Source organism: Caballeronia sp. LjRoot29 (assembly GCF_964252755.1).
GTDB lineage: Bacteria > Pseudomonadota > Gammaproteobacteria > Burkholderiales > Burkholderiaceae > Caballeronia.
On the sequence record NZ_CAXUPU020000052.1, the window covers coordinates 1 to 13,329 of the forward strand.

The 13,329-nt window shown below is 60.7% G+C and carries 11 protein-coding genes; 6 read left to right on the forward strand and 5 right to left on the reverse strand.

From position 1 onward, the window contains the following. Window positions 1-1,135 precede the first annotated feature (1,135 nt). Window positions 1,136-1,624: an NUDIX domain-containing protein gene (locus ACSQ83_RS33485; protein WP_414951614.1), complete on the forward strand. Its 489-nt coding sequence runs from the start codon at window positions 1,136-1,138 to the stop codon at window positions 1,622-1,624. A 14-nt stretch (window positions 1,625-1,638) separates the two neighbouring features. Here ACSQ83_RS33485 and ACSQ83_RS33490 read toward each other — a convergent pair whose 3' ends face one another. Next, entirely contained in the window at window positions 1,639-2,358 is a 720-nt protein-coding gene (locus tag ACSQ83_RS33490; protein WP_436231058.1) for a TetR/AcrR family transcriptional regulator, read from the reverse strand. A gap of 97 nt (window positions 2,359-2,455) precedes the next feature. Here ACSQ83_RS33490 and ACSQ83_RS33495 point away from each other — a divergent pair, with 97 nt between their 5' ends. The 4 genes from ACSQ83_RS33495 (at window position 2,456) to ACSQ83_RS33510 (ending at window position 8,036) form a co-directional block, all read left to right on the forward strand. Beyond that, a complete protein-coding gene (locus tag ACSQ83_RS33495; protein WP_436231059.1) occupies window positions 2,456-3,583 on the forward strand; it encodes an HlyD family secretion protein in 1,128 nt (375 codons plus the stop codon). 2 nt (window positions 3,584-3,585) lie between these two features. Continuing rightward, window positions 3,586-5,124 (forward strand): DHA2 family efflux MFS transporter permease subunit, encoded by a 1,539-nt coding sequence (locus ACSQ83_RS33500; protein WP_436231060.1) that lies wholly within the window; start codon window positions 3,586-3,588, stop codon window positions 5,122-5,124. Beyond that, on the forward strand, window positions 5,114-6,685 hold the full coding sequence (locus ACSQ83_RS33505; protein WP_436231061.1) for an efflux transporter outer membrane subunit: 1,572 nt from the start codon (window positions 5,114-5,116) through the stop codon (window positions 6,683-6,685). Before ACSQ83_RS33500 ends, ACSQ83_RS33505 begins: the two co-directional genes overlap by 11 nt. Before the next feature lie 175 nt (window positions 6,686-6,860). Next, window positions 6,861-8,036, forward strand: coding sequence for an FUSC family protein (locus ACSQ83_RS33510; RefSeq protein WP_436231062.1), 1,176 nt, complete (start codon window positions 6,861-6,863; stop codon window positions 8,034-8,036). A gap of 40 nt (window positions 8,037-8,076) precedes the next feature. Here ACSQ83_RS33510 and ACSQ83_RS33515 read toward each other — a convergent pair whose 3' ends face one another. From ACSQ83_RS33515 to ACSQ83_RS33525, 3 genes are all read right to left on the reverse strand, one after another. Next, a complete protein-coding gene (locus ACSQ83_RS33515; RefSeq protein ID WP_436231063.1) occupies window positions 8,077-8,934 on the reverse strand; it encodes an oxidoreductase in 858 nt (285 codons plus the stop codon). A 206-nt stretch (window positions 8,935-9,140) separates the two neighbouring features. Beyond that, window positions 9,141-10,457, reverse strand: a complete 1,317-nt coding sequence (locus ACSQ83_RS33520; RefSeq protein WP_436231064.1) for an MFS transporter — start codon at window positions 10,455-10,457, stop codon at window positions 9,141-9,143. A 53-nt stretch (window positions 10,458-10,510) separates the two neighbouring features. Beyond that, a complete protein-coding gene (locus ACSQ83_RS33525; RefSeq protein ID WP_436231065.1) occupies window positions 10,511-11,692 on the reverse strand; it encodes a M20 aminoacylase family protein in 1,182 nt (393 codons plus the stop codon). A 157-nt stretch (window positions 11,693-11,849) separates the two neighbouring features. Here ACSQ83_RS33525 and ACSQ83_RS33530 point away from each other — a divergent pair, with 157 nt between their 5' ends. Beyond that, on the forward strand, window positions 11,850-12,782 hold the full coding sequence (locus ACSQ83_RS33530) for a LysR substrate-binding domain-containing protein (RefSeq protein WP_414951623.1): 933 nt from the start codon (window positions 11,850-11,852) through the stop codon (window positions 12,780-12,782). Here the strand turns inward: ACSQ83_RS33530 and ACSQ83_RS33535 are convergent. Then, on the reverse strand, window positions 12,765-13,238 hold the full coding sequence (locus tag ACSQ83_RS33535) for an Lrp/AsnC family transcriptional regulator (protein ID WP_299713836.1): 474 nt from the start codon (window positions 13,236-13,238) through the stop codon (window positions 12,765-12,767). The two genes, ACSQ83_RS33530 and ACSQ83_RS33535, sit on opposite strands and share 18 nt — an antisense overlap. Window positions 13,239-13,329 lie beyond the last annotated feature (91 nt).

The following is a 13,329-nucleotide window of genomic DNA, read 5'->3' on the forward strand; positions in this document are numbered from 1 at the left end:
ATTCCGGCCACTTGCCCTCCATTTTGAAGCCGCCATTCGATCAGCCGATCTGCATCTGGCTACTGACATTCGTTCTGCGAACGGCACAGATCGTCCGCCAAAGTTCTGCTTGCTCTTCTCGATCACAAGTAAGATTGGACGCGCTGCAACGACGGGCCACAGGCAATAGTCGTGAGCGGTACCACTTCCGGGATCCGCGAAGACGCTCTCTACCTTTCGTTAAGAAGGGCATGCATACATGCAAGCCGAGATTAGTGGAATCAAAAGGGCAGATTCAACGCGCCAGAAAAACTAAGGATGCCAGAAGTTAGAGGCGCACTTTAGGAAGCAGACTAACAGACGATAGCAACGGAACCTCGTCCACATGAAGGCTCAATGGCAGCTAATTCTGCCAAAGATTTGTGGCCCGGCAGACTGGAACCGCTGCCCGTTCAGTTCCGGAAGCTGGCGTTGGGTTGCAAGAGGCTCTTCGAATTCGCCCATTGGTCGACGTAGGTGTATGCCGTTCGTGACCTTGCACGATGAAGATCAGGTTCGCACCGTTGGGTTGTCGTTGCAGTGTTGAATTCACGAGCTTCGGCGAAGCCGATGATTTCTCTTGTCTCACCAGTGCCCCACGATAGGCCATAGCTTCTCAGGCAACTCTCGTTGGCTGGAAGGGCGCTCGGCGGTTCCGCAAGAAGACTTTTCTCCTAACGTGCTGGCGCCATCGCAGCTTAGAGGGTTTCGGGCAGGCGTGTGATTGCGCACACGCCACGCCTTTTGCAATCGACAGCGTCATTGTCCCATGCCCGGTCACGTATGCAACTATGCAACCCGGGTTCGAACGATCGCTCTCGTTATCGACTGGGTGATCTTGCGCAGGTCAAGTGTTTGTGCCCCTTCTCGAGTATGGAACTGTGGGCGTGCTCGTTCAGATGAGCATCGTGACCGTCTTCGAGCACTGAATCCCTACCCAGGATTACAGCGTCAGGTGGGTTAGAATTCGATGCAAATCAACGACCGCGTCTACTCGGGAAGGTCGATCTCAGCAGTTCTAAAGCAAAGAAAAATTCAGATTAGCAAACCTAAATAAATTCGAATAACCTTTGACTGGGACGCGCCTAAGAACATGAAAGGAAAGGAGAGAGACCTCATGCCGAGCCTTGAGCGAGGGCGACGAGCTAAGCTTATCGACTCTGTCTGGCGCATGGCGCTTCGCGTTGGATTTCGACTCGCCCGAGTCTGGTGGCATCTTCGCCGGCCCAGCCACGAGGGCGCACTGGTAGCAATCTACGTCGGGCGGGCGCTGTTACTGGTGAAATCATCGTACCGGGACGAGTGGAATTTGCCCGGTGGCAGTGTCAATCCCGGTGAGACGCCTGATGAAGCGGCGCAGCGCGAAATGGAGGAGGAGATTGGTCTCTCGTCGTTCACCTTGCTCCCCGCGGGAAGCGCCAGCGGCATTTGGGACGGGCGTCGCGATCAGGTGCATTTCTTTGAACTGCACCTCGATTACACGCCCGAATTGCGGCTCGATAATCGTGAAATCATCGCGACGCATCTGGCATCGCCGGAAGAATTGCCGGGCATGCCCGTGACAAACGCGGTCGCTGCGTATCTCGGCAGAGAGATACGCGCTTAGTTGACCCTCTGCCCCTACAAGAACGCATCCAGCGCATTCGCCGCCACAAAAAGCGCGATCGTCTGCTTCACATGCGTACGGATGTCGCCGCGGACTTCATCAAGGCTCTCGCCCATCAACGCTCTCATGAGCATCGGCGAGACAATTGCGTCAAGAATCTGGGTCGCGAGAGCGCGCGAATTCCGCTTGGCCGAGGGTTCAAGAGTGCGTCCGGAGTGCTCTGCGATCATCGTTGCCACCGCTTCTATGGCGCGCGACCTGCCGGCATCGCTCGTCAATTTCGCCAGCGATGGAAACCGCGGCGCATCCGCCACCACCATTCTGATCAGACCAATCACCTCGTCGCTGAGCAAGCGCGTGACGAGCGTTTGCGTCACCGATACCAACTGTTGCGCAAGCGCCGCTGATTGCGGCGCTTCGAACACGAGCCGCAGGCTGCGTTCGCAGTTTCGTGTGACGACCGCAGAAAACAACGCTTCCTTGCCGCTGTAGCGGCTGTAGAGCGTTGCCTTGCCCGCGCGCGCGGCCTCGGCAATGCGTTCAAGCGACGTCCCGCCAAAACCGTTCTGAAGGAACATCGCGGTGGCGGCATCGAGAATCCGCTCTTCGACATCTCCCGCCATTGCGTTCGACGGACGGCCTTTCTTGCGCGAAAACATCGACCTGATCGGGCAGAAGGCCGCCTCTGCATCAGGATTTTTCAGGATCCGGCTCGCCACTGTTGTTCCTTGCATGAAAAACACATGGGCGAATTATCGCAGGCTTTTTCAATAGAACGGAACCGTTTCGTTCTATTGTAGAATGCATCTCAATATTATTTTGGAGAATGCAATGGCCGGTAGTGAAAGCGAAAACAGCACGCCCTCCGGCGAAAGCAAGGCCGATGGCGATCAGCCCGATGCAGCCAAAGGGCAGGAACAGGAAACGTCGAAACCCATGAGCCCGGGGCGCAAGCGCCTGAATACGGTCATCGGCGGGGCGGTGCTGCTGCTCTGCGTAGTGGCGGGCGTCGCCTACTGGCTGCATAGCCGACACTACGAAAGCACGGACGATGCATTCATCGACAGCAATCAGAGCCAGATCGCGTCGCAAGTGAGCGGACGGGTGGTCGAACTGCTGGTCACCGATAACCAGCACGTCGAGAAGGACCAGCCGCTGCTTCGGATCGACCGGCGCGACTATGAAGTGAAGCTCGAACAAGCCGAAGCGCAAGAAGCGAATGCGGTCGCGCAAGTTGCGCAGGCGCGCGCTGACTTGCTGTATCAGACGGCTAGCCTCGCGCAGCAGACATCGCAAGTGCGGGTCGCGGAAGCCGACCTGACGCAGGCAAAACAGGATCTCGCCCGCTACACGGGAACCGATCCTGCTGCCATCACGCGCCAGCAACTGGAACAAAGCCAAGCGACCACCAAGAGCGCGTTCGCCAAGCTCGATAGCGCGAAACAGGCGGTGCAGGCAGGCGAGGCCCAGGTTGCGTCGCAGAAAACGAAGATCGACGCGGCGCTGGCGTCGGTTCGCCAGAACCATGCCGATGTCGACAATGCGAAGCTGCAACTGAGCTACACCGAAGTGCTGGCGCCGCAAGCAGGGAAGGTGACGCGGCGCACCGTGAACCTCGGCAATTACGTCACGCCTGGGCAGGCGCTGGTTGCGGTGGTTCCCGACGACATGTGGGTCACCGCGAACTTCAAGGAAACGCAGCTTGTTCACATGAGCGTGGGGCAACCAGTCGATGTCACCGTCGACGCCTATCCTGACAAGGTCCTGCATGCGCACATTCAGAGCCTGCAGCGCGGGACCGGCTCGGTCTTCAGCAGCCTGCCCGCGGAAAACGCCACGGGTAACTATGTGAAGGTTGTGCAACGCCTGCCTGTGAAGATCGTCTTCGACGGCGACGACTGGCGCCATCTGCCGCTCGCGCCCGGCCTCTCGGTCAGCCCGCGCGTGACGGTGCGGTAATCATGGCCTCCACCTATGCAGGTCCTGCAGCCTTACCCAGGTCGGCGGCGGGGCCGTTTAACCCGTGGCTGATCGCCGTCATTGTGTCGATCGCGACCTTCATGGAAGTGCTCGACACCACCATCGCAAACGTGGCGCTGCGGCATATTGCCGGCGGTCTCGGCGCGAGCCTCGACCAGAGCACGTACATCACGACCAGCTATCTGGTGAGCAACGCAATCGTCTTGCCGATCAGCGGATGGCTCGCGAACGTGATTGGCCGCAAGCGTTTCTACATGCTCTGCGTCTTGCTGTTCACGATCAGTTCGGTGGCATGCGGATTCGCGACATCGTTGCCGATGATGATCGTCTTTCGCGTGCTTCAAGGTCTGGGCGGCGGCGGCCTCGCGCCCGTCGAGCAAAGCATTTTCGCCGATACCTTCACGCCCGAAAAACGCGCGATGGCGTTCGCGCTGTACGGCTTCACGGTCGTCACGGCGCCCGCTATTGGACCGATGCTGGGCGGCTGGATCACCGAGAACTATTCGTGGCACTGGGTGTTCCTGATCAACCTGCCCGTTGGCATAGTGTCGCTGGTGCTGACGTGGATGTTCGTGAGCGACAGCAAGCTGGTGCAGCAGGAACGGCGTGCGCTGCTCGATAAAGGCTTGCGAATCGACTACCTGGGTTTCTTCCTCGTGGCGGTGGGTTTCGGTTGCCTGCAGATCGTGCTCGACAAGTTCGAACGCGAGGACGGGTTTTCATCGAATTTCATTTGCCTCTTCACGGTCATCTCGGGCGTCGCGCTCGTGGCCTTGGTGATTCGTGAACTGACCATCGCGCAGCCGATCGTGAACCTGCGGCTGTTCAAGTCGAGCGCTTTTGCCATTAGTTGCAGCGTGATGTTCGCGTTCGGTTTCATCATCAACAGCACGACGCAAATGCTGCCGCAATTCACGCAAGAACTGCTTGGCTATGACGCCACCAATGCCGGTCTGACGCTCGGTCTCGGCGGCCTCGTCACGCTCTTCATCATGCCGATAGCGGGCATCGTGACCGGGCGGATTTTCCAGCCCAAATGGCTCGTCATGATGTCGCTTGTCGGCACCGGCGTCGCGTTGCTGCATACGTCGGGTCTCGACCTGAACATCGGCTTCTGGGACGTATCGTTGTCGCGGCTTTATCAGGTCATCTGGCTGCCGTTCCTCTTCATTCCGCTTTCGACCGTGCAGTTCATCGGTATCCCGCCGAAAGAGAACAACAACGCGTCGGCGCTCATCAACATGATGCGTAATCTCGGCGGCAGTTTCGGCGTGTCGCTGGTGACAACGCAGCTTGCGTGGCGGGAGCAGTTTCATCACGCGAGGCTCGCTGAGCACATCACGCCGTACAACGGTTTTGTCAGCTCGCTGGGATCGATCGCCTCGACGGTCGAGCAGCAGGCGTCGGTCATGAGTTACCTCGACGTCTTCATCATGCTGGGCGTGATCTCGCTCGTACTCGCACCTATTTGTTTCTTGTTGCCGAAGCTGCCGAAGGGGGCACAGGTCAATGCGCATTGATTATCGATGGATTCCGTTCGTAGTCTTCTTGTCAGCCTGCACGATGGGCCCCGACTTCCAGCGTCCCGCCTTGCAGACGCCGGCGCAATGGAATGACGCGCCGGCTGCCACCACTACCGATGCCGATGCCGATGCCGTTCGTTCGGTCACGGTGCCTGAGCCCATTGATCCGCTGTGGTGGAACAGTTTCGGTGATCCGCTTCTGACCGAGCTGGTCACGCGCGCGATGGACAGCAACCTTGACCTCAAGGTCGCGGCTGCGCGGCTCGCCGAGTCGCGGGCGCAGTTCGGGCAAGCGAAAGCGGATGAGTTCCCTACGCTGAACGGCAACGCGTCGTACACGCGTGAATTGCAGAGCGCCGATGGCGTCATCGGCTTGCTTGGAGGCAGCGGGGCACCGTCGGCGACCGATACGAACGGGCTGGGCGGACGACAAGGCGGAGTGCCGACGCAAAGCGCTGCATCGAGCGCATTGCCGCCGTTCAACTTGTATCAATACGGCTTCGATGCATCGTGGGAACTCGATCTCTGGGGCCGCGTGAGGCGCACGGCGGAAAACGCGAGCGCCACCGTCGATGCTCAAAATGAAGCGCGGCATGACGCGATTGTGTCGACGGCTGCGGAAGTCGCCCGCGACTATCTCAACTTGAGAGGGACGCAGCAAAAGTTGCGCATCACCCGCGAGAACCTGGCCTTTGCCGAGCGCACCGTGCAGTTGACGAACGAGCGCGCCAAACACGGGCTCGCTACCGATCTCGATGTTGCCAACGCGCAAAGCCAGGCCGAGTCGAACGCGGCGGATATTCCGCAAGAGGAGCAGCAGGAAGCGAAGCTGATCAATGCCATTGGGGTGCTGCTTGGCGAGTTCCCGCAAGCGCTGGCGGCGAAGTTGAAGGCGACACCGGACGCGCTCGTGGTGCCGCCGCGCGTGCCGATCGGGCTGTCATCGGAGCTCGCGAGGCGCAGGCCGGATATCCGCGAAGCGGAAGCGCAGCTTCATGCGGCGACGGCGAATATCGGCGCGGCGAAGGCGGATTTTTTCCCCAAGATCACGCTGTCGGGAAGCGTCGCGATTCAGGCGACGCAATTCACGAATCTCGGTAGCTGGGGCGCGCGCAGCTATAGCGCCGGGCCGAGTCTTTCGATTCCCATTTTCGAGGGCGGACGCCTGCGCTCGACGCTTGCGTTGAGGGAGGCGCAGCAGCAGGAAGCGGCGATTACTTACCGCAAGACGGTGCTCTCGGCGTTTCAGGAAGTCGATGACGCGCTGACTGGTTTTAGTGCGGAGCAGCGTCGTAGAGATCGTTTGGATGCCAGCGTGCAAGCGTCAAAACGCGCGCTTGATATTGCAAACCAGCGCTATATCCGGGGCCTGTCGAATTATCTCGATGTGTTGACGGCGCAGAAAACCTTGCTGACGAACGAGCAGCAATGGGTCGACAGCACAGCGACGGTATCGACGAATCTCGTCGCGCTGTACAAGGCATTGGGCGGCGGGTGGGATGCGGACGCGGCGCAATATGCCAGTCGCGGGGCAGCGTCCACGGCCGGGGGAGAATAGGCTGGAGCCGATTCAGCCTCCGCAGGCCTGCGCGAAAAAGCGCGGGCATTGCGCGAGGCGATGTCGATTTTCCTGATCAAGCACGACGCGAAATAACGGCCATCTCGTCAGGAATAAACTGTCGTGCGAGGAGTGAAAGCGCAGGCGGTGATTCAATTTCCAGATGGAGGCGCGGATGACGCTTGTCGGCACGCTGTTCGAGACTTGCCGGGCGGCCGTGTTATCGCTCGGGCGCGAATTGTCGGCCTGGAAACCTTCCAGGGCGCGCGCGACATTCGGGACCGAAGCCATGCTCTCAGTGGCGCTCTCGGTCGCGCTCGCCAACGCGCTGCATCTTTCTGACACGTGGTGGGCAGCAATCAGCGGTTTCGCTGTCATGCAAACGAGTTTCGCCGGCTCCGTGCAGCGCGCTGCACATCGACTGATCGGCACGCTGACCGGCGCCGCGCTTGGAACCTTGATGGGTCCCTGGATAGGCGACCGGCCGTGGTTGTTCGTGCCGGCATTGGGGATCATCGGCGGCGTAGCGGTGTATTACGCCAACGGGACCCGGGCGGCCCACGCGTGGGTCTTGGGCGGCGTGACTGCGTTGATGGTGACGTACGAAGCGCATAAGCTCGTGTCGGTTCAATCGACCGCGGTGTTTGCCACGCTGCGGGTCGCCGAGGTCGCGGTCGGAACGCTTGCCTGCCTGCTGGTGGCGAGCGTGTTTCATTTCGGGCCGAAGTGGTATGGGAAGTCTCGGTCGTCATCGATGTCTGCAACCGCCCGCGAACCGGGGGAATCCGGGGCGCCAGCCGCTTCAAATCCGTCACCGCCGCTGGAAACATTGCGCCCGGTTCGCACGCTGCTCGGCTTGCAGGGCGCACTGGCCATCGTGATCCTGGCTGTCCTGACTTACGTCTTGAATCTGCCCGGTTTCGCGCAGGCGATGGTCACGGCCATCGCGGTGCTCGTCTTGCCGGCAGGGTTGTCCGCAAGCAGCACGCAACAGCCGGTCATCGAAAAGATGGTGCAACGCGTGGCCGGCTGCCTGCTGGCCGGCGCGCTGGGGGTAGCGCTGCTGCCCCTGATGCACGGGCAAGCGGTCCTGTGCATGCTCGCGTTGTCTGTCGGCGTATGGATTGGATGTCACGTGCAGACGGGGCGCGAAGGAGCAAGCTACATCGGCCGGCAATTCACGATCGCCTTCATCATGGTATTCGTGCAGGACCATCATTGGTCAGCCGATCCGATACCCGCGCTCATGCGGCTGTCGGGCATTCTCGCGGGGATCATCGTGCTGGCAGGGGTTATTCTCGCGACCAGCAGGCTGCGATTAACGCCATCGTCGACTGGTGCAAGCGGTTGAGACTCACCGATGCCACGGCGCCGCTCGCACCCATGTCCGCCTAGCTGGGGAAGTCGGCGCCTATGGTTGTGGCTTCCCATGCGGCGATTTCGGCGCGCAGGGTGTCCAGCTTGATTTTGACTCGCTCCAGGCCGTTGCTGCCCAGGATCAGATGACCCGGAGGGGTTGGCGACTCCACCGCGGCGATGATCGCCAGGGCCGCGCGCGCCGGGTCGCCTGCCTGCTTGCCACTGCCCGCCGAGATGGCGGCGCGGCGCTTGCCGGCGGCCGCCTCGTAGGCTTCAATCGGGGTTTTGGTTTGTTTCAGCGAACGTCCTGCCCAATCGGTACGGAATGGGCCGGGCTCGACCGCTGTAACCTTGATTCCCAGATCGGCCGTCTCGGCTGCCAACGCCTCGCTCAGGCCTTCCACCGCGAACTTGGTGGCGGCGTAGTAGCCACTTCCCGGATTGCCGATCAGGCCCCCCACCGACGTGATGTTGACGATGTGCCCGGCGCGCTGCGCTCGCATTGTGGGAAGGACGGACTTGATGGTATCGGCGAGGCCGAAGAAGTTGACCTCGAACATATCGCGCACGTCTTGATCGTCGCCTTCCTCGATAGCGCTCAGGTAGCCATAGCCGGCATTGTTGACCAGCACGTCGATGCGGCCAAATTTCTGCAGGGTTTTTTCAACCGCGTGTTTGATCTGACTGGCGTGCGTTACATCGAGTTCTAGCACCAGCGCGCGGTCACCATAGCGCTCGCTAAATTCTGTAAGGGAGCTGGTTTGACGGGCTGTTACGACAGCGCGCCAGCCTTTATCGAGGACGGCCAGTGCGAGCTCACGGCCGAAGCCGGTGGAACAGCCAGTGATAAACCAGACGGGTGCGGACGAGGGAGTATTAGCGGATGACATGAGGTTCCTTTTGACGAGAGCCGCGCAGCAGCTAAACCACACGGCAGGGTAGCGGTATAAAAAGTATCGCATGTTGACGCGCTAAGCGTGGCCGGCCGCCCGGCTGCGTTTCGTCAGTTGGGATTGTCGGCAATCGCACATCGAGCGAGAGCGATTGCTTGGAGAGTTGCGGCGGTCAAATGAAAACTTTGCTTTGACTCTGAAATTCAATCCAGCGCCTTCTGCGACTTTTCATCCATGAACGCGACGGCGATCACCCCCAGCAGTCCACACCCGATCACATACCATGCCGGCGCGAGCACACTGCCGGTCGCCACGATCAGCGACGTCACGAAGAATTGCGCGAAGCCGCCGAAGATCGCGACGCCGAGGCTGTAGACCACCGCGCCACCCGTTGCGCGCACGGAGCGCGGAAAGAGCTCGCCGAGCATCGCGCCAACGCCGCCAATGTTGATCGCATGCACCGAGGAAAGCAGCGTGACGACCGTGAGCAACGTGGTGGTCGTGGGCCATCGGTTCAATGCAACGAAGGCTGGATAGATCGCGAGCAGCAGCACGACACGCGAGACTTGCGCAAGCGTGTTGCGCCCGAAGCGATCGGTCAGATATCCACCGACCGGTACGAGCACAAAGATGATCGCGCCCGATACACAACCTGACAGCATCGCGATGCCCGGCGGCAGGCCGAGCGTCTTGACGGCGTAGATCGACAGATAGAAGACGATAATGAAATGCGCCGATGTCCCCGCAATCGTCAGTCCGAGACCTGTCAACACAGCCCGCTGATGATCGCGGAGTACATCGATCAGAGGCAGCTTCGGCGCCTTTTGCTTGGGCGTGTGCATCGGCTCTTCTTCGAGCGTTTTGCGTAACCACCAGCCGACCGGAACGATCAACGTGCCGATGAGAAACGGCACGCGCCATCCCCAGCTTTCGAGTTGCGCGGTCGTAAGCGATGCCGTCAGCGCGACGCCGGTCAACGCACCCGCAAGCGCGGCCAGCCCCTGACTCGCGAACTGCCACGACGCATACAGACCACGCCGGTTCGGCGGCGCTTGTTCTAGCAACAGCGTAGTCGACGCCCCCACTTCGCCGCCTGCGGAGAATCCTTGAATGAGCCGCGCGATCACCAGGATGACGGGCCCCAGGAATCCCGCTTGCCCGTAGGTTGGTGCGACGGCGATCATCGCCGTGCCGACCGCCATCAGCCCGAGCGTGAGCACCATCGCCTTCTTACGCCCTGCGCGATCCGCGTACATGCCGATCACGAGCCCGCCCACGGGCCGCGTGAAAAAGCCCACGCCGAAACTCGCGACCGCCAGCAGCAACTGTCCGACCGGATCTTGAACGGGGAAGAACAGCTTGCCGATCAGCAGCGCGAAAAACCCATAGACCGTGAAGTCGTAGAACTCCAGTGCATTGCCCACTGCCGCCGCGGTGACGAGCCGCACGCGGCTTTGCTTGCGCTGACCCAGCGCAGCGCCGGGCGCGACGTCGAGGCTTGATACGGTAGGAATGCTCATGTTTTCTCTCGATACACGGTGCGTGCTGCAGGTGGGGAATAGGTAGGTACGATTCAGTCGGCCAGGTACGCTTCGGTCAGGCGCACCCAGTAGCTCGCGCCGATCGCGAGAATGTCGTCGTTGAAGTCGTAGCCGGGGTTGTGGACCATGCAGCTTCCTTTGCCCTCTACGCCATTGCCGATCCACGCGTACGCGCCCGGCACGACCTCGGCCATGAACGCGAAGTCTTCGCTGCCCATGAGCGGATGCGCCTGCGTGTCCACGCGTTGCGTACCGAGCATCTTCTGCGCGACTTCAGCGGCAAACGCGGTCGGTTCCGGATGATTGACGAGCACGGGATAACCCCATTCATAGTCGATCTCCGCCTCCACCCCGAACGACGCCGCCTGCGCATGCACGAGCGTCGTAATGCGTTGCCGCAAGAGATCGCGCACCGATGGGTCGAGCGCGCGGATCGACAATTTCATCTCGGCGGTTTGAGGAATCACGTTGAAGGTATCGCCGGCTTTCACGCTGCCCACCGAGATCACCGCCGACTTCTGCGAGTCGATTTCCCGCGCCACAATGCTTTGCAGCGCGAGGATGATGCCGGCCACGGCGGGCATCGGGTCGCGCGACAGATGCGGCAGCGCGCCGTGCCCGCCCACGCCGCGCAGCACGATGGTCGCGCGGTCGGCTGAAGCCATCGCGGGGCCGGTGCAGAAGTTCATGCCGCCCGTTTCGTAGCCCGGCATGTTGTGCAGGCCGAATACGGCGTCACACGGAAACTGCTCGAAGAGACCGTCTTGAATCATCGCGCGTGCGCCGCCGTAGCTTTCTTCAGCGGGCTGGAAGATCAGCGTCAGCGTGCCGGAAAACTGCCGGCTTTCCGCGAGGTAGCGCGCGGCGCACAGGAGCATCGCGGTGTGGCCGTCGTGACCGCAGGCGTGCATGGTCTTCGGGACCGCGCTCGTGTAGGGAAGGCCGGTCGCCTCCTCGATAGGCAACGCGTCCATGTCGGCGCGCAGGCCGATGCGCCGGCTGCCGTCGCCTGTTTTCAGCACGCCGACCACGCCTGTCTTGCCGAGGCCGCGCGTCACGTCGTAGCCCCATTGCGTAAGCAGGCTGGCGACGAGGTCGCTGGTCGCGCGCTCCTGGAACGCGAGTTCCGGATTGGCGTGGATCTGGCGCCGCACGGCGATGAGGTCCGGCGCGATGGCTGCAATTCCGGGAATGACGGGATCGACTGACAGCATGACTAACTCCTTAATCCTTAATACGTTTCGATATTCAGCGTGACGGATTCAACGTGACTGCCTGCGGTCAAGCATATAAAGTCACAAAGAAAACCAAAAGACAGTTAATTTAATTTGTGACTACCGTTAGTTGTCGGTATTAACCCTTGAGTTTCCAATGAAATACCACCAGTTGCGCGCGTTCCTCACCGTGGCCGAGCAGGGCAGCATTCGCGCGGCGGCGCGTAGCCTGCACCTGTCGCAGGCGGCATTGACGAAGGCGTTAAAAGAACTCGAACAAGACTTGGGCGTGCCGCTGGTTTTGCGCACGGCGCGCGGCGTGCAGTTGACGGCGTTCGGCTCGCAATTGAGGATCCGGGCGCAGATGGTGGTCAGCGAGATGCGCCGCGCGGAAGACGATATCGAACATATGAAAGGCGCGGTGACCGGCAGCGTGGCGGCTGCCATCACGCCGACCGCGGCGTTATCGATCCTGCCGAAAGCCTTCAGTACATTTCGAAAGAAGATGCCGCACGCGCGGGTGAGTTTTATCGAAGGATTTCCGGGCGTTGCATTGCCACGTTTGCGTGACGGGACACTTGATTTCGTGGTGGCGGTGGTCGTGCCGCAGCACTTGGATCCCGGGTTCGATTACATCGAGCTATACAAGATCGGTTCGGTGGTCGTGGCCCGGCAAGATCATCCGCTGGCGCACTGTACGTCGCTGGCTGAACTCGTCGATGCGGAATGGTTGTTGAATCCGTCGCCCGAAAGCTCGACACGCGGCCTGCTCGATTTCTTTGCCGCGAACGGTTTGCCAGTGCCGCAGAAAATTATCGAGTGCCCGAGCTTCGTGATTGCGCACGGGTTGCTGCGCGGCTCGGATACCGTTGCCGTGTTGCCCGAGCCTTTGCTAGATCAGCCGTGGGTGCGCGAGGGTATCGTCGTGTTGCCTATCGTCAACCTGCCGCCACCGGTAGCAATTGGCGTAGTGACTCGCCGCGACAGTCCACTGACGCCGGCCGCTTCGTTGCTGCTGGATTGTCTGCAGGACGCGGTGAACTCGCTCAAGTTGAACGTCCCGGCGCGCCGTTCAATCCAGGGGCGGTAAGCGGCGTTCGACCGGCGTTGACTTGATGATCGCCGTGCTTGTCTCGGCTCGCTCTGCGACCTTCGACAGAATCTCGTCGAGTTGTTCGATGGTCTTGAGAAAGAGCCGGCACACGAAACAGTCGTCGCCGGTGACCTTGTCGCATTCGACGAATTCAGGAATGCGGCGGATGGCTTCTTCAACCAGGTGCAGTTGCCCCGGCAGAGGCTTGACCCGAACGATTGCCTGAAGCGTGTACCCGAGCGCGCGCGGGTCGAGCTTGACTCCGAAGCCCTGGATCACGCCACGCGCTTCGAGCTGGCGCACGCGCTCGGCAGTGCTTGGCGCTGACAAACCAATCTGGCGCGCAAGTTCGCTCATCGCGATACGGCCGTCTTCGGATAGGACGGCCAGCAATTCGCGATCGGTCTGGTCGAGTAAAACTGGACCCGGCGGGGAAGAAAGGCGATTCTTCAAATGGACCTTCGATTTGAAGTTAAAACGTCGATGTCCGCTTATTTTACACATGGAATCCAGCTTGCCGCACTACTAGACTAACTAGACGGAT

Excerpts from the sequence above, each read along its gene's own strand:
- ACSQ83_RS33485 (WP_414951614.1), top strand. The coding sequence starts at position 1,136 with ATGCCGAGCCTTGAGCGAGGGCGACGAGCTAAGCTTATCGACTCTGTC.
- ACSQ83_RS33490 (WP_436231058.1), bottom strand. The coding sequence starts at position 2,358 with ATGCAAGGAACAACAGTGGCGAGCCGGATCCTGAAAAATCCTGATGCA.
- ACSQ83_RS33495 (WP_436231059.1), top strand. The coding sequence starts at position 2,456 with ATGGCCGGTAGTGAAAGCGAAAACAGCACGCCCTCCGGCGAAAGCAAG.
- ACSQ83_RS33500 (WP_436231060.1), top strand. The coding sequence starts at position 3,586 with ATGGCCTCCACCTATGCAGGTCCTGCAGCCTTACCCAGGTCGGCGGCG.
- ACSQ83_RS33505 (WP_436231061.1), top strand. The coding sequence starts at position 5,114 with ATGCGCATTGATTATCGATGGATTCCGTTCGTAGTCTTCTTGTCAGCC.
- ACSQ83_RS33510 (WP_436231062.1), top strand. The coding sequence starts at position 6,861 with ATGACGCTTGTCGGCACGCTGTTCGAGACTTGCCGGGCGGCCGTGTTA.
- ACSQ83_RS33515 (WP_436231063.1), bottom strand. The coding sequence starts at position 8,934 with ATGTCATCCGCTAATACTCCCTCGTCCGCACCCGTCTGGTTTATCACT.
- ACSQ83_RS33520 (WP_436231064.1), bottom strand. The coding sequence starts at position 10,457 with ATGAGCATTCCTACCGTATCAAGCCTCGACGTCGCGCCCGGCGCTGCG.
- ACSQ83_RS33525 (WP_436231065.1), bottom strand. The coding sequence starts at position 11,692 with ATGCTGTCAGTCGATCCCGTCATTCCCGGAATTGCAGCCATCGCGCCG.
- ACSQ83_RS33530 (WP_414951623.1), top strand. The coding sequence starts at position 11,850 with ATGAAATACCACCAGTTGCGCGCGTTCCTCACCGTGGCCGAGCAGGGC.